Genomic DNA, 19364 nt, shown 5'->3' with positions numbered 1-19364 from the left:
GCGCCCACCGGGTCAAGGCCATGTCTCCCAGTCGATTCAGACCGTATAGACGCTAACCGTCCGCCCCTGCCCACGTCGGCAACTGGTTAGCACTGCCATAGGAAGCGGCCCTCCTGCTCGTCGGCGCTGAGGAAGCCATAGCCCATCCCGCTGTCGCCGAAGTTCAGCTCGTACATGTGCCGCTGGGAGGATCTGAGCTGGAAGAAGAACGTCCATGGACCGCCGTCCGGGTACTCCTCGAACTGCAACCAGGTGGGAGCGCCCAGAAGACGGGACTCCCACCAGCTGTGCGGCTCTACCGGCTCGACCTCCTCCAGATCGACGAACAGCTCGCCGACAAGACTCTCACCACGGTCAGCAGCGATCGTCTGGACGAACTGCGGACCGGACGTGACCCTCTCGGCCCGCACCCTGATGCGGCTCGTCCAGCCGCTGGACGAGGAGTTCCTGCGACGCAGCTGCCCGGCCCTCGCTTGCTCAGGGGGCCGGAGGCCGGTCTTAGCGGCCCCGGCCCCGAAACGGGGGAATCGCGTGTGGGCGCCTCCGGCGGCTGCGTCATGCAGGTTGGAGGCGATCGTGTCAGGAGGAGACGGCCGCTCGGGCGGCGTCGAGGATGACGTCGGTCACCACGCCGGGATGGGTGATGAGGGATAGGTGACCGGCTTTGACCTTGGTGATGTGAGCGCCCGCACGGGTGGCCATGGCCAACTGCTCGGCAGGGGGAATGACGCGGTCGGCGGTTCCGACGACGGCCCATGAGTGGATGGTCTGCCAGGCGGGCGTACCGGAGGGTTCGGATCCGGCGCTGACGGCGAAGGGGCGCTGGCCGGCCGCCAGGAGGCGGGCTTGGGCGCTGGGGACACCGTTGGCGAAGCAGTCCGCGAATCCCGGGTAAGCGCCGTTGGGTGCGACCTTGAGGTAGGCGTCGTAGTCGCCCTGGGGAGAGCCCGGGTACTGCACCAGGTTCAGGAACGTCGACGGGTCGGCGGTGACGCACGAACCGGGCTGGGCGGCGTTGATCTGGAATACGGTCTCGCCCTTGGCGGGGATGTAGGCGTCATCGTAGACCAGGGCCTTGACATTGGGATTGCCCACGGCGGCGTTGGTGATGACCACACCGCCGTAGGAGTGGCCCACCAGGACGACCGGGCCCTGAATGGTGGCCAGATAGTTCTTCAGGGTCTGCGCATCGTAGTCGACGCCGCGCAGCGGGTTGGGCGGGGCGGCCACGGTGTAGCCGTCGTGCTGGAGGCGGCTGATCACCGGGTTCCAGCTCGACGCGTCCGCCCACGCACCGTGTACGAGCACGATCGTCGGCTTGGGGCCGTGGTCTTTCGGGGTGGTGGTGGCTTGCGCGACCACCTGGGTGGCCGACACCATCACCCCGGCGACGGCCAGGGCGCATGCGGCGGCCAGCACACGGGACTTGCGCAGTCGTGTTCCTCGGAATCGCATGATGAAAGTCCTTTCGGCGGCCCTGTTCAGGGGCCATGTGAGTGAGTTCACCGAGAGCCGACGCGACTTCGGCGCGGGTACGGGATCGGGAACGGCCAGGACATCTCCTTCCACGTCCAGCGGTGCTTACGTCCCTGGTCCGTGCCACCGTGACGGACCAGGTCGGAACCTGAGGCGTGGGCCAGCCGGCAGCCGGCCACGACGGGAATGCCGTGGCTCTGCAACTCGGTGATGACCCCGGCCCCGCCGGCCGCGTCCGCGAACGCGCCGGGGACGAGTACGCCGGTGGGGGTAGAGACGGTCCTGGCCGGGTTCCCTCCTTGTTCAGACGGTGTGAAGGGCCGCGCGCAGGGTGCCGACGGCCATGGTGATGGCGGCCGCTGCGGCGTGGGTCTCGCGCAGGGCGTTGAGCATCACAAAGTCGTGGATGATCGCCTGGAAGCGCACGGCGGTGACGGGCACGCCGGCTTCACGGAGCTTGTTGGCGTAAGCCTCGCCCTCGTCGCGCAGGACGTCGGCCTCGCCGGTGATGACCAGAGCCGGGGGCAGGCCGGTGAGCTGCTCGACGGTGGCACGCAGCGGAGACGCGGTGATCTCGGCGCGCTCGCCCTCGTCGGTCGTGTACTGATCCCAGAACCACTGCATGCCGTCACGGCGCAGGAAAAAACCGGTGGCGAACCGGTGGTACGAACCGGTGTCGAAGCTCGCGTCGGTGACCGGGTAGAACAGCACCTGCTGGACCAGGGGAACGTCCCCGCGCTCCTTGGCCATCAGGGTGAGCGCGGCGGTCATGTTGCCGCCGACGGAGTCTCCCGCCACGGCCAGCCGTGAGCCGTCCAGCCCCTTGAGGGAGCCCTGCTGGACGATCCACTGGGCGACCGCGTAGTTCTGCTCGATGGCGACCGGGTAGCGGACCTCGGGCGACAGGTTGTACTCGGGAAAGACCACGGCGGCGCCCGCGCCGACGGCGAGTTCGCGCACCAGGCGGTCGTGGGAGTGGGCGCTGCCGAAAACCCAGCCTGCGCCGTGGATGTAGAGGATCACCGGCAGGGTCCCCTCGGCGCCGGCGGGCTTGACGATGCGGGCACGGACGCTGCCCGTCGGGCCGCCCGAGACGGTGATCCACTCCTCGTCGATCGCGGGCTTCTCGATCTCGCCGGACTGCACCTCGTCGACGGCCTTGCGCCCTTCCGCCGGGGGCAGGTCGAACAGGTACGGCGGATTGGCAGTGGCCTCCGCGAAGGCGGCTGCCGCGGGCTCCAGCACAGGCTGAACCGGCTTGGCGAAGTCGGACATGTGAATCTCCTGGAATTTCGCTGTCACGCCGGTCCTTCCGGCAGAGCGACTCGGGTCACGTGCGGAGTGCTCCGATGTCGTTGCTTCACGCTAAAACCACGGAGCGGCCGGTGATCGCCCGCTAGCGCACTACCGCTGCACCAGCAGCGCACAGAAGCCGGCGGGCTCCCGTATCAGCGGTCACCGGCCTCCTGTGGACCCATCCGGGCACTCGTGGCCCCTCAGCGGGGAAGTTCCGCGTGTGAATCCTTCCCGTGGTTCTTCCTGGACTGTCCGGCGTCGAGGCGGTGTCATCTAGGTACCGGCTCCGGCCGCCGGTCGATCACGATGACCGTTGAGGAGCCCGATGTCCGTCTTCCTGTCCACCGCGCCGCTGTCCGCCTCTGACCGGGCGGAACGCTGGCACGAAGCGGTGTCCCGCACCTTCGTACCGCTGGATGTGACTCTCCTCGAGAAAGCGCCGTCGCCGGGAACGATCGTCAGCGACCAACTCGGTCCCCTGCAGATCTCTCGTGTCCAGGCGGGACCGCAAGTGGTGACGCGCAACCGGCGCCTGATTTCCCAGGACGGCCAGGAGTCGCTCATCCTCAGTCTTCAGCACCGAGGCACCGCGATAAAGGAGCAGGACGGGCGAGAGTCCCTGATAAAGCCGGGAGAATTCTCCATCAGCGATTCGTCCCGCCTGTTCAGGAAGAAGCTGGAGGGCGAATTCGGTTTCACTTCTTTCCATTTCCCCCGCAAAGAGCTTCACGTGCGGGACGAGGATCTTCGGGCGCTGACCGCGACGTCCTTCACCGGCGAAGACGGTAGCGCCGCACTGGTGGCAACCTATTTGGCGCGCGTGGCGCGCGAAGCGGCGGGCTTCGATGACGTCGTCGGTCGCCGAGTCGCCGCCACTGCGATCGACCTGGTGCAACTGTTCATCGAAGAGCGGCACGGTCGCTCTGCCTCCGAGGCTCCGCAGGCCGGTGCGGCCACGCTTGTACGCGTGAAGGACCACATCATGCGAAACCTGTCCGACCCCGACCTGTCACCACCCAAAATCGCCGAAACGCACTTCATGTCGGTTCGCTACGTGCACAAGTTGTTCCAGGCCGAGGGCGTTACGGTGGGCGAGTGGATTCGGATGCAGCGGCTGGAACGGTGCCGCCGGGATCTTCTCCGGCCCAGGGCCAGGGAGTTGGGCGTGGCGGCCATTGCCCGGCGCTGGGGTTTCGTGAGTCCAAGCCACTTCGGCCGTGTCTTCCGCGCGGCCTACGGTATGACGCCTCGCGACTGGCAGGCTCACGGCCTGTCCGGCGAACGGCGCGCCACCGAGAGCGTTTGAGGTCGCTCTTCCCCTTCCGGCCCCAGCGTCCGTCGGTCGGGCCGCCCGCCACTCAGAACCGGGTCGGCGGCGCCGGACGGCCGGTCTCAAGGGCGTCAAGGCTTGCGCGGGCCTCTTCCAGCAGGAGCGACGGGATGCGGCCTTCCATCGAGAGCACGGTGCGGTACTCGATGACGGCCTCGGCGTCTTCACCGAGGTGGGCCAACGCATGGGCCAGGTTGAGGTGGACCTTGCCTGCCTGCCGATGCCATCCGCGGGCGTCGAACTGCCCGCGGATGGGACGGAGAGCATCGACCGCTTCCGGCCAGTGCCCTTGATTGAGATGGACGAACGACACGTGAAACGTGGCGATCAAGGCGGTGAAGTTCCGTACGTTCGGCGGAATGCGGTCGCCGTTACGAGGATCGGCGAGGGCGTCCATCACCTCCCGGTAAATCTTGATGGCTTCCTCCCCGCGACCGGCCTTCTGCAGGATGTCGATGGTCGCGTTGCAGGCTTGGAGGTATCCGTTGATCTCATCGGCCTGGGCGAACAGTTCCACGGCTCGGCGATGGTTGTCCGCGGCGGATGACACGTCCTGGACCCGGTTCTGCAGCCCGCCGAGATAGTAGTGCGCCCACGCTTGCTGGACGATGTCCCCGGCGGCCCTGGCGAGGCCGAGCGCGCACGTGGCGGTCGTGGCCGCCACGTCATGGCGGTGTTCGATCCAGTAGGCCCATGCGAGGTAGTTACGGTGGGTGGCTTCCAGCCCGGCGTCGCCAAGAGCCGCTCCGGCCTCGGCGGCGCGTTCGTAGATCTCAACCCAGTGGCCCCAGGACACCCAGTTGTCGGAGAACCAGTGCATGGCTTCCGCGACCTCGGCGACCTTGGCGTGCTCGCCGAGTTCGGCGGCTTCACGGAAAGCCGCCAACCAGTTGTCACTCTCCGCCTTGATCCAGTGCAGCGCCTGCTCACGGTCGTCGAGAGCGACCAGGCGGCCGGGGTCCGGCGGCGGCGCACCGTAGCCCGGCTCGTACCAGCGGCCGGCGACGACGGCCGTGTCGAGCAGCCAGGTACGCAGACGGGAAGAGGCGTCCGCCGACTTCTCCTCGCCGTCCTCCAAGCGGTGGCGAGCCTTGGCGTACAGGCGCAGCAGATCGTGGAAGCGGTAGCGATCCTCGGCGTAGGTCATCAGCAGCCCCGCCTCCAGCAGTTCCTCCAGGACGTCCTCCGCGGCAGGCATGGACACACCCGCGAGCACGGCCGCCAGTGGCACGCTGAAATCCTGTCCCGGCGCCAGCGACAGCAGCCGGAACATCCGGGCGACCTCAGGAGCAAGTCGCGAGTAGGACAGGGAGAACGCCGTGTTGACCCGCAGGTCACCGGCGCTGAGCGAGTCCAGCCGGCGATCCTCGTCAATGAGCCGGGCGGCGAGTCGTTGCAGGCTCCAGTTGGTGCGGGTCGCGGCCCAGTTCGCGGCCACGCGCAAGGCCAGGGCAAGTCCCCCGCACAGCTCGGTCACCGAGCGTGCGGCTTCCGGTTCCGCGTCCACGCGGCCGGCGCCGACGACGGCACGCAGCAAGGAGGCGGACTCCTGCTGGGTCAGTGCGCCCAGCTCTACGCGCTGTACGCCCTCCAGGCCGGCGAGGCCACGACGGCTGGTCACCACCACCGTCAGACGCCCCTCACGCGGCAGCAGGGGTCTGACCTGAGCCTCGCTGCCGGCATTGTCCAGGACCAGGACCGCCCGGAGCCCGGCTGTGATCGCGTAGTAACGCGCGAGACGCTCCTCGGCGCTCAGTCGTACCGCCTCAAGATCAGCCACGCCCCATGCGCCGAGCAGGCGAAGCACCGCCTCCTCCGCCGAAAGCGGCTGCGCATCAAGGCCCCGCATGTCCAGCAGGAACGCCCCGTCCGCGAGGCTCGGCGCGCATTCCTCGGCCAGGCGGACCGCCAGGGTTGTCTTGCCGCTCCCGGGCGCGCCGAACAGCACCGCCACCGGCGGCGCACCAGCGATCCTTGCCTGGTCCTGGGTGTCCTCGGACGACGGCTGCACGAGGGCGCGCAGCCTGGCCAATTCCGCGTGACGCCCGACGAAGTCCCGGACGCCTCTGGGCAACGTGTGAGGTGGGGCCTTGACGGATTCGAAGGGTTTCGCGCCTGGACGGGCGGCACGGGCGACCGTCAGCAGTTCGGCACGCGCCGTTTCGTCCAGCCGCAGACCCTGCGCGAGCGCGGTGACCGTTCCACGATGCGGACGCAGACTCCGCCCCCGCTCCATGTCACCTATCGCGCGCCCTGAAACACCGGACGCCTCGGCCAGCTCCTCGATCGTCAAGCCGCGGGCCTGCCGCAACTCCCGCAACATCCGACCGAATTGCATCCCGCTCCCATAAGTAGCACTGCCCGTCCAGATTGCCAGAGCCTTCTGGCTCACACGCGAAGCATCCCCTGCCGCCATCGCTTCGCCGGAAGACGACGCCGGTGCTTCCCTGCAGCTCGCGGCTTCTGCCACGGAGGAAAGGCTATGGGCAGCGCTGAGCAGACAGTACGTGGATCTGTGGCCTGGAGGGACGATGTCGTCCAGGTGCCGAGTGGCATCCTCCGCAGAGGATTCGGCATAAAGTTTGACCGATTTGTCCGATCCACCACCGATATTAGGTCACTCGTTTCCGCTCCGGTTCGGTCCTGGTGTGCGCCCTGGCTTGGCGCTCGACGTGGGGTGGATCATCGATGAAACAGAGCGAATCCGCCGGCCCCCGGCCCTACGGGCCGACGTTGTCGGAGTCCGCCACCGTGCCGCGGCCATGAATTCCCGAAAATGAGTAATGCCGGGGCCTTCGCGGCGTATCTATGGGGTGAGGGGTCCGCTCTGGGGCCCGTATCGCATGCCTCGGGCCGTCCGCGTAAGCGATCTTGAGGAGAGTAGTCGCCGTGTCGCATTCTCCGGAGCCTGTCTACAACTATGCCCTTCCAAGGGCATTCCCCTTCTACATCACGTGTGACGTGTCCCACTCGATGCACGCCCCCCGCGAGGACGGCAGGCAGACTCCGTTCGACATCCTTTCCAACTGTGTCGGGGAGCTGCTCTTTCAGCTCGAGGCCGGCGATCCGGGGGTGAGCGAGGCCGCGCACGTGTCCATCGTGGCCTTCCATGACAGGGCCGACGTGGTGCTCCCGCTCACCCGGCCCTGTGACGCGAGCAACATCCCCGCACTGCCGAAGGGTGGTCAGACCAATTACGAGCAGGCGTTCCTGACCCTGCGGCAGCTCATCCAGGCCGACTGCGCCCGCCTGGCCGGGCAGTACCAGCTCAAGACCCCGGTGGTCTTCTTCATCACCGACGGCGAGCCCTTCGTCGGAAACGGCCGCCAGCCTGCCGAGGTCTGGCTGCCCGCCCGTGCCAGGCTGGTCGACCCCGCGTTCCCGCACCACCCGCACATCACGGCGATGGGCTTCGGCCAGGTCACCGAGCAGACCCTCTGCCAGGTGGCGACGTCCTTCCGGAACAACCCGTTGGCGTACGTCGCGGACGAGTCGATCCAGGCGGTCAAGGTGGTGGCGGCGATAGCCCAGGCGGTCCAGGACAGCATCGGAAGCTCGATCAGGAGTTCCGACTTCGTGATCCCGATCCCGGCCGGCATGCGCAGGCTCTCGTGCGGAGGCTCCTGATGGGCCCGCCGGGCCGGGTCCGTACCAGCGCGGTCGCCGCGCTCGTCATCGGGTTCTCCGTCGCGGGCTGCGGCGGGTCCGGCGACTCGGGGCGGCAGATCACCGTCAACGCGCGGGCGGGAGAGCGTGAGCAGCTCGTCGCCGAGATCTACGCCGCCGCGCTCGACCGAGCCGGCGTCGACGGCGTCGCCGAGAAGGTGGCCGAGGTCGCGGACTACGCGAAGCAGCCGGACGGCGCACGGGTCGCCGTCGACTACGACCTCGACGTGCTCATGGCCGCGTCGCCGGACGACCGGCGACTCCCCACCGCCCTCCCCGGGCACACACTCGTGAGCAGGACGGCGATCCAGAGCCGCGCGGTGCTCGCCGTGTCCCCCTCGCTGCGGCAGGACGTCCGGACGATCGCCGAGTTCGCGCAGAAATATCAGAACAACACGGCCGGCGTCACCGTCCTGGTTCCGCCAGAGTTCGGCGTGTTCAACCGGGCGCTGACCGACCGGGGACTCGACGTCCGCGGTCAGCCCGACCAGGCCGCCTTCGACGCCGCCCTGACACGGCCCGGTTTCACGGGAGGCGCGATCGTCCCGGCCGGCTCGAAGAAGGAGAACCTCGTCCCGCTCGAAGACCCGGACAATATCCTGCCTCCCCGGACGCTGAGCGTGTTCGCCGGCGACCAGGTCGCCAAGGGGGATCCGGAGGCCCAGCGGGTGCTCCAGGAGGTGACGGACGCGCTCACCCCGCAGGTCGTCGACCGTCTGCTCACCGAGGTGAGGACCAACGGGAAGAGGCCGGCCGACGTGGCGAGGGACTGGGCGGGCGACAACGTGCCGACGCCGTCCGGGTTCCCCCTGGCACAGATGATCCTGGCCCTGTTGCTGGGCGGGGCGGCGGCGTTCACCGCGCTCTACCTCCTCGGCTGGCGTCCCGCGACGACCGCCGTGCGTGGGGGGAGGCAGCCGGACGTGGCGACACCCGACGCGCCGCGGTCCACTGCCGCGCAGGACACCCGCGTGGTCATCGGTCCCGAGCCCAGGCGGATCGCCGTACACCTGCCCTGGAGCACCACCTCGGCCGATGCCGGGCTCGCGCTCGACGGAGGCCTGGTCAAGGGCACGACGGTGCGCGCCGCCACGGTACGGGGCCGCACGCACAGCTTCCGCGGCGAGACCCGGCAGGACGCCTACGGCGTGCGGCTCAGCAGCGACGAGCGCTGGGTCATCGCGGTCGTGGCCGACGGCCTGGGCAGCGCGCGCCACGCGGAGATCGCGTCCACGGTCGCCGTCAGGGCCGCGCTGGACGGGATCGACTCCGCGTTGCGGTCCGGTGAACGCCCGCAGAGCTGGGACTGGAAATCCGTGCTCGCCCACGTGTCCGACACGGTCCGGCGGACCACCGAGTCCCTGGGCTCGCCGCGACCGGGCACCAATACCGAACGCGCCCCTTCCGCACGGCCCGGGACCACTCTGACCGTGGCCGTCCTCCCTTCGGAGGGAGAGGGACAGGCCGTGTGCGCCGCCGTCGGCGACTCCCCGGCCATCCTCGTCACCGGCGGCCGGTGGCAGGCGTTGGCGGGCGAGGGAGGAGGCGGCGACAACGTGACGGCGGCGATTCCGGGCGACCTCGCCGACATCCAGGTCCAGGTGTTCCCGTGGCGCGCGGGTGATCTGCTGGTGCTCAGCAGTGACGGCTTCGCCGCGGGCGTCGCGGGCGGCCGGACCCCGCTGACCCAGCGGCTGTCCCAGACCTGGCGCACTCCGCCGAGCCTGGTCGACTTCGTCCAGGAGGTCGACTTCCGCCTCTCCACCTTCGACGACGACCGGACGGTGGTCGCGATCTGGGCCGGACGCCACGATACGGCCGTGCCGTGACGGACCTTCCGATGATCGTCCGCGTCGGCGAGCTGACGTTCACCGGGGAGGGGCCGGTGCTCCGCGACGGAGGGCAGACGGACGGACTGCGGCTCTGCGTCGCCCCCGACCAGCGCACCTACCTGTTCAAGAGATACAAGTCCGAGACCGCCGACGAGGTGCGCGTCCCCGCGCTGCACTCCATGATCCGCTGGCGCAGGGAGCTCCCGGACGAGGAGCGTGCGGTGCTGGACGAGAGGTGCGCCTGGCCGATCGCCGTCGTCGGCACTCCCGCCAGGGCCGAGGGCATCCTGATCAAACTTGCCGAAAAGTCGATGTTCGAGCAGCGGACCTCCGGCTCGGGCGAGATGACCGAGACCCCGCGTCACCTCGACGAGCTCACCCGGAGCCCGGACCGTGCGAGGCGGATCGCGCAACGGTACGAGGTGAAGAAGGCGTACTACGAGCCGCCGTACAAGCTGGCCGTGCTCGGTGAGCTGCTGGACACCGTCACCTGGCTGCACCAGCACGGGTACGCGGTGGGGGATCTGCAACTGCGCAACGCCGTCTTCACGATCGATCCGCGCCCCAAGGCGTACCTCCTCGACTGCGACTCCTGCGTGCCGCTCTTGGGTGAGGGCGCGATGCCTCCCGTCGACCCGGAGCAGTGGAAGCTTCCGGTGGAGCAGCGTGGGGTGGCCTTCGACGTGACCTCGGACCACTACAAGTTCGCCTGGGCGGTGGTGCGCTGCGTCCAGGAGACGGTCGAAACCTGGCAGCCGGATCCGGTGGTCCTCCGGAGGGTCATGCCGTCGGCCCTCGCCGACACGCTCATCGAGTGCAGCCGTACCCTGCCGCCGCCCGGTGTGCGGGAGCGGCTCCGAGAGGCGGCCGCGGTGTGGCCGAGGATGGTCATCGGGGAGCGGCTCTACGTCAACGTGGACGGCTTCATCAAGAAGCCCTGGCCGACGGGCGAGTCGGCCGTGGCACCGGCCCCGATCACTGTCACTGCCGCTGTCACGCCTCCGGTGCCGGCCACCTCGGCAGGTTCGGGAGAGAAAGTGAAGTGGGCGGTCGTGGCGGGGGCCGTGCTGATCGTGCTCTTCCTCATCATCATCGCCCTGGGTATGTGACCTCGTTCAAGGGGAGTGAATCAAATGTCAGGCACCAGCCGTGTCCCGGGCGTCATGGCCGCATCCCCCGCGGAGTAGCCGATGCTTCGCCACCTCTCGATGCTCGCCATGTCATTGGCCGTGTTCCTGGGCCCGGTGCTGCCGTCCCCCCCGCCGGCCGTGCCCAACGGTTGTGAGCCACCCGACGTACGGGGTCAGGAGCTCGGGGTGGCGACAGAGAGGCTTCTGAACGTGCCGGGCGCGGACATCGACGTTCAGGTGACTCCCCAGACCCTCCTGCCGACCTCGACGTCCTACGTCATCGACTACGCGGTGGAAAACTGCCCGGAGGACCGTGGCATCGTCGCCCCGGACGGCATCGTCTACACGGTCGTCCTCACGGTCGGTCCGAAGGTCCCAGATGTGCAGGGTCTTTCCCGCGCCGACGCCGAAACCGCCCTCGACGCCGCCGGCCTGGGCAAGGATCCGCAGCCGGCGAGCGCGAGCGCCGGCTGGAAGGTCACCGGCCAGGATCCGCCCGCGGGCCGACTGGTGAGCTTCTTCACGACCGTGCGAATAGACCTGGTCTCCCCGAATCCGCCCCCGCCCGAGGTCACCACTCCTCCGCCACCGCCCGTGCAGCCGGGACGGCGCCGGGTGACCGTACCGTCGCTGACCGGACTCGACCCGGCAGCGGCCAGGTTGCAGCTCTCGGAGGTCGGCCTGGTGCTCGGCGTGGATCCCGGTTCGCCCGAGACGGGGGAGGTCAGCAGCCAGGATCCCGCGGCCGGCAGCCGGGTCCCCGAGGGCACGACCGTGACCGTGTCGCTGCGGGAGGCGGTGACGGAGGCGCCAAACCCGGGCCGTGGTGGAAACGAGGGCGGAACGGGCACTGGGGAGATCCCCGGGACCGGCAGTGGCTCCTCTTCGCCGCTGATCCCCGCAGCGATCATAGGGATCCTGATCCCGGGACTGGTGTTCGTCGCCGTCATCGTCGCCCGGACCCTGCGGGCCCGCCGTACCGCGCGAGGGAGCGACCCGCACCAGGCCCAGTCCCGGCTCCCGTCCCAAACCCGGCCGTATCCCCAGGTCCCACCCCAAACCCAGTCCCAGCAGGTGCCGTCGATCCACTGCGATCCGCACCCCGATCCCGCCCCGCACCAGGAGATTCACCTGACCGGCTCTCCGCCGCCCGGCGCGGCCCCGTCCGCCCCGGTGCCGGACATTCGGGTGGAACTGTTCGCGGACCCCGGCCGCCAGGAACTGAGAGAGGTCTTATCGTGACAGTCCACATCGAAACCGAGCCGGGAACCGCCGATCTCCTGCTCTTCGCGGACCAGAGGGACGCGGCGGCGGAACTGTCGCGGGCCCTCGACGCGCGCCGCACACTCGAGCGGGTCGAGGACGACGCCCAGCGAACGGGCTCGGCCTTCCGCGGCGCGCTCAACGGCAGGGTCGCCGACGCGGGCGGCGAACTGCTGCGCGGCATCGAGCTGGGCACGGTCCTGCTCGGCGGCTGGCTGCAGTACCGGGAGCTGGGGCTCGCCGCCCGCAGGAGCGTCGAACAACCCGGAAGCACCGAAATAGTGCGCCTGACCGGACACACGATCACGTCGAAGCACGCCCCCTACGTCGACGTGTACGTCGAGGATCAGTACGTGGCCCGCGTCAACTTCGGCATCGACCTGGAGTTCGGCGTCGGCCTGCTCCAGGCGAGCATTCGCAACGGTCGCCTGATGAGCCTGCGCGCGGGCGACTGCACGGCGAGCATAACGTGGAGCGTGGAGGGCTTCCCGGTGGCCCAGAACACGGCGAGACTCACCATGCCGCTCCAGCTCAGGCTCGGTGACGGGATCCTCCTCAGTGGAGCGAACGCACCACCACCATGACCGCGGCACCGTACGGCATCGACCCCTCGGAGGGCGCCGGGCATGACGCCCTCACCTGCGAGGTGCCCAGAATACGGATGAACGCGATCATGGAGCGCCGGGTGGGCGGCTACCCTCAACCCCGACCTGATGCGTGTGGTGCGGCCGGCGCCGATGCGGCATCCCCGAAAGGCCGTGAAACGGCTGAGCCGGCGTCACCATGTCACGGACTCCCGTGGGCTACGGCTCGGTGAGGGTGTACAGCAGGGCGGCCATGCTGGTGCCGCAGAGGATGTCGCGCTTGTCGATCAATCGGCGAATGTCGGCGAGCGGTACCCACTCGATGCGCTCGGCTTCCCACGCCTCGGTCGGCGGGCCGATGTGCGTGGCACCGTCGGCGCGGAAGATGTGGTGCGCGGAGTCGGAGAGGCCATTGGTCGGCTGGGTGTAGAGCAACGGGCTCAGCGGCCCGGGTCGCCAGCCGGTCTCCTCCTCGGCCTCCCGCGCGGCGGCGGCGATCGGCTCCTCACCTTCGTCGATCTTACCCATGGGGATCTCCCAGCCCCAGGAGTCGGTGATGAACCGGTGCCGCCAGATCAGCAGCACCCGCCGCTCGTCGTCGGTGACGACCGCCCCGGCGCCCGGTGCCGTACGGATGAGGCGGTGGTCGAGGTGCCTGCCGTCGGGAAGTTCCACATCCGCCACCCGGACGTCGAGCCACTGGTCGGTGTAGAGCGGTTCTTCGGAGTGGACCTGCCAGCGCATGCGGCGTGCTCCCAGCGTGGATTCCTGATCTCAGCACCACGTTACAAGGGCGTGTGCGCACGCGCCGGAAACTCCCGGACCGCTCGCGTGGAGAACGGCCGCAGGGCCGCGGTGACCCTGACGACGCGTTCGGGCTCCATCCCCTCGACGCGTACAAGGGCTGACCCTGTAGATCCTCATCGGCTCCCATATGCCGTTCGGCGGATCGGTCCCCCGCTCGCCGAACTGAGCGCTCCGGACGGGATACGGCCCACGGGGCCGGGATGTGCCACGCCTATCCGAAAGCCCGTTGGCCTTCCCCTTCTATCGTGGGGTTCTGGCCTAAGCGCACAGACCCGTACTTGTCATCTGTTGCGACACCACGGGTCCGAAGGCCAGTAGTTTCCGGAAAAAGGATCTTCAGAAGAGAGTCTTCGGAGCAGCATTCGGCTCGGCTCCTCTAGGTTGGTTGGTGCCCCCTCCACGGAACGTGAGGTGGCCGAGATGGCGGAAGCTTTGGCGAGTGGGCAGAGCGGCGAGAGTTCCGTCCAGCTTGGGGGCTACCGGCAGGAGCTGAAACGGACGCTCGGCCCCTTTCAGGTATTCGCGATCTCGTTCGCGTTCATCTCGGTGGCGGTCGGCATCTTCGCGACGTACGACGACGTGCTGCAGAACGCGGGGCCGGTCGGGATCTGGCTCTGGGTCATCGCGGCGGTGGGGCAGACCCTGGTGGCGTTGATAGTCGCGCAGTTCGCGGCCCGTATCCCGCTCAGCGGCTCCTCCTACCAATGGGCCTCGCGGCTGGCCAACCCGAAGATCGGCTGGGGATTCGGCTGGCTGACCTTCTGCTATCTGGCGATCGCCGTGGTGGCGGTCGACAATGCGCTGGCCAGCCAGGCGTTCATCCCGCTCATCGGCATCGAGCCGGACGAGGGCACCGCGCGCCTGATCACGCTCGTGGTGCTCCTCATCCAGGTGGTACTCGCGGTGGGCTCGACGCGCATCGTCAGTGTGATCAACGCGAGCGCGGTGGGGCTCGAACTGGTGCTCGTCGTGGTGGTGGCGATCGCGCTCTTCATCGCTGTGGCGATCACGGGCGACGGCGCGGTCGGCAACCTCACCTCCCGCGGTGTCACCGAGAACGCCCCCGACTATTTCGCCGTCGGGGGCGGGTTGATGTTCGCGATGCTCATGGGCCTCGCCACGCTCGTCGGCTTCGACGCCGCGGCGAACCTGGCCGAGGAGGCCAAAGATCCCTATCGCAACGTCCCGCGCGCGATCGTGGGTTCGGTCGTGGCAGCCGGGCTGCTGGGACTGCTGTTCCTGGTCGCGCTCACCGTCGCGATCGACGACATCCCCCGGATCAGCGCCAGCGAATCCCCGGTCGCGCTGATCATGCACGATCAGCTCGGCCCGGTGATGGAGAGGACGCTGCTGGTCGCGATCACGTTCGCGTTCTTCGGCGCCGGGCTGGTGGTGATGACCGCGTGCTCGCGGATCGTTTTCGCGATGTCGCGCGACTCGCGCTTCCCCGCCCACCGGCTGATGCGGCGGGTCGACCCGCGCACGCACACGCCGGTCCCGGCGACGATCCTGATCTTCGTCATGGGTGTCATCCTGATGGTCGCGCTGCCGGGTGCCGCGCTGCTGAAACTGATCACGGCGGCGACGATTCTCCCAGCGATCATCTACGGCTTGACGATCGTCCTCTACCTGGGGGTGCGCAGACGGTTGGAGCGCAAGAAGGGCGCGTTCGACCTCGGGCGCTTCGAGCTGCCGGTCGCGATCTGCGCACTGGTGTGGTCGATCGTCGCGCTGTTCATGCTGGTGGTGCCGGCGGGGGCGTTGGTCCCCGTCCTGATCGTGGTCGGCCTGCTCCTGGCGGGCGGGCTGTTCTTCCTCGGCCTGCTGTTGTTCAACCGCGAGGCGCTGGAGACCGAGCCCGGAAACGTGAGCGTCTTCAAGCATTGACCGATGAAGAGCGCCGGGATCGACGAGATGGCGCTCATCATCGCCCACGGCCATGGCATCCGCGCGATGAGCGCCATCTGGTCGGGCAGCACTGAGGGCGAGCACATATGTGCTCGCCCTCAGCCAGGCCGCCTCGCGCGTCAGACCGCCCAGGGGCCGATCCGCAGCGGCTGCGTGCCGGTGTGGTAACGGTTAGCTTCCGTCCACGACCTGGATGGTCTTCGAGGTCGTGATCGGTGCGAGCGAACTGTCGTCGGTATAGGCACGCATCGAGTCATTGGTCACCGACACACTCACCGAACCGGCATTCAGCGCGGTGAGCGTCCGGGTCCGCGGATCGAAGATCGCGACCTTGCCCGCATCACGGGCCTTCTCCACGGCGTCCTTGCCACCGCCGATCGCCAGGGTGTCCGAACCGTCCCAATCGACCGACATCGGATAGCGCAACGGCACCACCCGCGTACCCGCCCCCACACCCTGCGGCTGCACGATACTGCCCGAAAGCTGCACCGCCTTACCCACCTCGACCGAGGCCGGAGCCTCCAGCGTGATGGACTGCGCGAACGCACGCACATTCGCCTCGATCCACTGCTCATCCGCGTTCTGCCGCGAATCGACCGACCAGTCGACCCACCCGGTGAAACCACCACGGTCCGGCGTACCGTACGGATCCTTACCCGACGACGGCAGCACCATGTACGGCACCCCCTCCACCCGGTGAACATTGGCGATCTGAGCGTGGGATCCGACCATCGCCGCACCCTTGCCGCTGACCTCACGGAAACCGGTCAGCATGCTCTCGATCAGCGCGACCTCGTCGCGGTCACCGAGCTGGCTGGACTTCGTCTCGGCCGGGTCATCCACCGGGTGATGGGCGAAGACCATCACGTTGTGCACCGAGGTGTCCTTCTCGGCGTCGGCGAGCGCCTGCTGCATCATCGGCAGCTGGTCCCACGCCGTGCCGCGCAGCGAGCCCAGGGAGCTGGCCAGCAAGATGAACCGGGTGCCCTTGTGATCGAAGGTCCGATACGGCCGGCCGAACTCGTTGGTGAAGTTCGTCAGGTCCGACTGGACATTGTTCAGACCGTAGGACTCGTGGTTGCCCGGCACGTAGTAACACGGGATCGTGCCGGTCTTCGCATCCGGCGTGCTGTTGGCCGCCGGCTCCTGACCGACCGCGATGAGGTCACAGCCGGCGTCGGTGAGCACCTGGCGGGCCAGCGCGAGGTCTTGGGGCAGGCCACGGTCGGTGATGTCACCGTTGAGCACCAGCAGGTCCGGCCTGGTGGCACGGATCCGCTTGATCGCCGCCGTCGCGACCTGGGTCAGCGCCGGGTTGTCGGCCGTGAACTGCACGTCCGACAGCGTGGCGAACTGCCAGGTCTTGTTGCTCTGCAGCAACGAGCCGTCCTCGGAGATCAGCGCATCGGGCTGCAGAGCGGGCTGAGCCGGCAGATCGATCGACGTCGGGACGTCGGCCTCGACACGGTCCAGAACGAACGTGCCCGCCTTCTGCTGGGCGACGCTCGTGTTGATGCCCTGGAAACCCGAGATCGCGATCGGGAACGCCGCGTTCGCCGGAAGTGTGAACGTCGCGTACTGCCAGTCGGCGCTCGCGGCCAGGGCGGTGCCGTAGATGCCGGTGCCCTTGCCGGTCGCGTCGGTGTAGGCCAGGTAGGTCAGGCCACTCGGCACGCTGATGCTCGACTTGATCCGTACCCGCAGGCGCAGCGGCTGGCCGGGCACCGGGATGCGCTGGGCCGCCGACGCCGCCGAGATGCCCACGTTGCGCATCGCGTTGAAGTCGATCCGCAGCCCGTCGGGGTCGGCCGAGAACGTGGTGGCCGCGGTGCTGTTGTTGCGCCAGCGGGCCAGCACGTCGTCGTTGAAGTCGTAGACCGTCGTGGTCTGGACGCCGACCGTGATCGGGAGCTGGACCGACGCGCCGGCGACCGAGATCGTGAGGAGCGTGCTCGCGTTGGTCAGCGGGACGATCTTCAGTTTGCCGTCCGCGAACTGGATGTCGACGACGTTGTGGTCGTAGTCCAGGTCGAGGTCGCGCGGGTCGATCGGGGCCGTGTAGCCCTGGTCGTCGCGGCCGGTCACGGCGACGGTGGCCGCGGCGGCGGGCGTCGCGTCGGCGATCGACAGGCGCTGCGAGGACAGCTCCAGGCTGTCGAGCGGGTGCAGGACGGTGATCTGCTCGCGCCCGGCCTCTCGGCCCACGTGCGCTTCGACCTTGAGCACACCGTACGGCTTGGCGATCTTGGCCGGGGCCGTGACCGTGCCCTTCTCGACGGATGCTCCGGGCACGGCCCATCCGACGGACTTCGGATCGATCGTCACCGCCGTCTGGTGGTCGTCGATGCCCTGCGCGACGAGCGCGCGGCGCAGTCCCGGGAAGACCTTCAGGTCACCGTCGGCCGTGGCCGAACCCGGCGCGGGCTTGATGAGGACCTCGTGCGCCTTGCCGTCGCCCTTGGAGACGAACACGCCCACGCCGTTCGGGTCGTTGCGCTCGGAGCCGTCGGACGGGACGTTGCGGACGGTCGCGGTGTCCTCGCCGAGCGCGCGGGCGACCATCGTGGTCGAGCCGCCGCCGTCGAGGTTGACCGCGGTCTGCACGCCCATCGCGACGAGGTCGCGCGCCTCCTTGTCGATCCCGACGCCGCCCTTGCCGGTGCCGCCCGGGCCGTCCCAGGTGGCGAGCACGAGCGTGTGGCCGTCGTCCTTGAAGCCGAGCGCGGTGCGCGGGGCGATCGAGGTGTCGAGGCCGCCGACGACCTGGCCGCCGGAGACGACGGTGCCGCCCTCGCCGAGCGCGAACTTCATCGTCTTGGCGACGTCGTTGGCGAGCGCGTAGCTGAGCGTCACCGGGTCGCCGGGCTGCAGTGCGCGGATCGCGGTCGCCGCGGCGCCGCGCCCGACCAGGTAGAACCCGTCATCCGGGATCATCCCCGAGCCCGCGGGACCGTTCGGCGTGACCGACACGACCGAGCCGTTCTGGACCAGGACCTCGGCGATCTGGTCGTTGGCCACGCCCGTCAGGCCGCGGTTGCGGCTGTAGTCGCCCCACGCGGACGTGAATGCGATCAGACCGTCCGCGGGGACCCCGCCGCCGTTCGCGGCGTTGATCGACAGGACCTTGTGGTCCGCGCCCGAGAAGTTCGCGGTCGTGTTGACCGTGAGGTCCACGAGCTGGGCGATGCCGTCCTTGCTGACGCCGACGTGCTGGCGGCCGCCGATGTCGGCGGTCTTGATGAGCTGACCGTTCTGGACCTCGCCACCGAGCGCCGCGTTGGAGTTGCCGATGTCGAAGAACTCGCCGTTGACGCCCGCGACGGCGCCGGCCTTGTTGGCGGCCACGCTGAGCGGCCCGCCGGAAGCGACCGGTCCGGCGGTCAGCAGGTCCGTGCCGACCGCGCTGTTGGACAGGTCAACGGTCAGGAACTGCGCGTTGTACCAGCCCTTCTGGTCGAGCGCCTGCACATGCTGCAGGTTGATCCCCGGGCCGATCTTCTCGACCGTGTTGATCAAGGGGATTCCGCCGGTGACCGGTGCGGGCTGACTGCCGTCCGCGTACGCGGCGGCGGGCAGGGCCGACAGCGTGGTCGCCGCGGCGAGCGCCACCAGCAGTGGCCTCGTATACCGATGGTTCAAGACCATCAATTTCATTGGAACCTCGGCTGAAGAGATGACACGGAGGCAACGCCCCCGCTACCGCCCAGTTCGATCAAGGGCAGCACTCGATTAAAGAGATCAACCAAGAAGCGCGGATGACGCCATCGCGAGCATGCGATGAACCCTGATGGAAGAGGCGGTGATCGCGCTCACGCGGTGCGCCGCCGCGACCCCGCCTCAGACGCCCCGTTCATTCGGCGGCCCTTCTCGTGCCATGTCCTCGCCACATGAGGTTGCGCATTGTTTTTGGAGGAGCCGCCCACGCTTATCGAATTTCGGACGGATGGTGAATCGGCCTGGCAGCACGATGGCGCCATTGTGTTCCGGATTCATCGGGCCAGGACCGATGCAGTAAACAACCGGACGGTGCGCTCCGTTGCGGGAGACGCCACGGGGCGGACCACCAGACGCG

14 protein-coding genes are annotated in these 19364 nt (G+C 68.6%); 8 read left to right on the top strand and 6 right to left on the bottom strand.

The annotated features are described in order from the left end of the window. Positions 1-86: 86 nt before the first annotated feature. The 3 genes from DKM19_RS15440 to DKM19_RS15425 all read right to left on the bottom strand — a co-directional run bounded on the left by DKM19_RS15440 (position 87) and on the right by DKM19_RS15425 (position 2751). On the bottom strand, positions 87-410 hold the full coding sequence (locus DKM19_RS15440; protein WP_110696286.1) for a hypothetical protein: 324 nt from the start codon (positions 408-410) through the stop codon (positions 87-89). A gap of 169 nt (positions 411-579) precedes the next feature. Beyond that, the gene (locus DKM19_RS15435; protein WP_110705740.1) at positions 580-1455 is read right to left on the bottom strand and encodes an alpha/beta fold hydrolase; all 876 of its coding nucleotides are present in this window, start codon (positions 1453-1455) and stop codon (positions 580-582) included. A 324-nt stretch (positions 1456-1779) separates the two neighbouring features. Continuing rightward, positions 1780-2751 carry an alpha/beta hydrolase gene (locus DKM19_RS15425; protein WP_110696285.1) on the bottom strand — a complete coding sequence of 324 codons (972 nt, stop codon included), beginning with the start codon at positions 2749-2751 and terminating at the stop codon, positions 1780-1782. Between the two features lie 346 nt (positions 2752-3097). Between DKM19_RS15425 and DKM19_RS15420 the strand changes: the two genes are divergently transcribed. Next, the gene (locus DKM19_RS15420; RefSeq protein WP_110696284.1) at positions 3098-4078 is read left to right on the top strand and encodes a helix-turn-helix domain-containing protein; all 981 of its coding nucleotides are present in this window, start codon (positions 3098-3100) and stop codon (positions 4076-4078) included. A 52-nt stretch (positions 4079-4130) separates the two neighbouring features. Here DKM19_RS15420 and DKM19_RS15415 read toward each other — a convergent pair whose 3' ends face one another. Then, complete coding sequence (locus DKM19_RS15415; RefSeq protein ID WP_162641514.1) at positions 4131-6572, bottom strand: XRE family transcriptional regulator; 2442 nt, start codon at positions 6570-6572, stop codon at positions 4131-4133. 419 nt (positions 6573-6991) lie between these two features. On the opposite strand from DKM19_RS15415, the gene DKM19_RS15410 reads away from it, so the two are divergent. From DKM19_RS15410 to DKM19_RS15390, 5 genes are all read left to right on the top strand, one after another. After that, on the top strand, positions 6992-7729 hold the full coding sequence (locus DKM19_RS15410) for a vWA domain-containing protein (protein WP_162641512.1): 738 nt from the start codon (positions 6992-6994) through the stop codon (positions 7727-7729). Continuing rightward, positions 7714-9597 (top strand): protein phosphatase 2C domain-containing protein, encoded by a 1884-nt coding sequence (locus tag DKM19_RS15405; protein WP_162641511.1) that lies wholly within the window; start codon positions 7714-7716, stop codon positions 9595-9597. The genes DKM19_RS15410 and DKM19_RS15405 overlap by 16 nt, the downstream gene beginning before the upstream one ends. An 11-nt stretch (positions 9598-9608) precedes the next feature. After that, positions 9609-10709: a hypothetical protein gene (locus DKM19_RS15400; RefSeq protein ID WP_162641509.1), complete on the top strand. Its 1101-nt coding sequence runs from the start codon at positions 9609-9611 to the stop codon at positions 10707-10709. An 81-nt stretch (positions 10710-10790) separates the two neighbouring features. Then, positions 10791-11972: a PASTA domain-containing protein gene (locus DKM19_RS15395; protein ID WP_110696279.1), complete on the top strand. Its 1182-nt coding sequence runs from the start codon at positions 10791-10793 to the stop codon at positions 11970-11972. Next, positions 11969-12577, top strand: a complete 609-nt coding sequence (locus DKM19_RS15390; protein WP_110696278.1) for a hypothetical protein — start codon at positions 11969-11971, stop codon at positions 12575-12577. The genes DKM19_RS15395 and DKM19_RS15390 overlap by 4 nt, the downstream gene beginning before the upstream one ends. 219 nt (positions 12578-12796) lie before the next feature. Here the strand turns inward: DKM19_RS15390 and DKM19_RS15385 are convergent, their stop codons facing one another. Further along, entirely contained in the window at positions 12797-13321 is a 525-nt protein-coding gene (locus tag DKM19_RS15385) for an NUDIX domain-containing protein (protein ID WP_110696277.1), read from the bottom strand. Positions 13322-13804: 483 nt separating this feature from the next. On the opposite strand from DKM19_RS15385, the gene DKM19_RS15380 reads away from it, so the two are divergent. Both DKM19_RS15380 and DKM19_RS15375 read left to right on the top strand, forming a co-directional pair. Beyond that, positions 13805-15271, top strand: a complete 1467-nt coding sequence (locus DKM19_RS15380; protein WP_110705739.1) for an APC family permease — start codon at positions 13805-13807, stop codon at positions 15269-15271. Positions 15272-15274: 3 nt separating this feature from the next. Then, complete coding sequence (locus tag DKM19_RS15375) at positions 15275-15460, top strand: hypothetical protein (RefSeq protein WP_110696276.1); 186 nt, start codon at positions 15275-15277, stop codon at positions 15458-15460. A 3-nt stretch (positions 15461-15463) separates the two neighbouring features. On the opposite strand, the gene DKM19_RS15370 is transcribed toward DKM19_RS15375, so the two are convergent. Then, complete coding sequence (locus DKM19_RS15370; protein WP_162641508.1) at positions 15464-18931, bottom strand: phosphodiester glycosidase family protein; 3468 nt, start codon at positions 18929-18931, stop codon at positions 15464-15466. Between the last annotated feature and the right edge of the window lie 433 nt (positions 18932-19364).

The organism is Streptosporangium sp. 'caverna', assembly GCF_003203775.1.
In the GTDB taxonomy this organism is placed as follows: Bacteria; Actinomycetota; Actinomycetes; order Streptosporangiales; family Streptosporangiaceae; genus Streptosporangium; species Streptosporangium subroseum.
The sequence above is the reverse complement of the archived record's forward strand: the minus strand, read 5'-3'. Positions and strand labels throughout refer to the sequence as shown.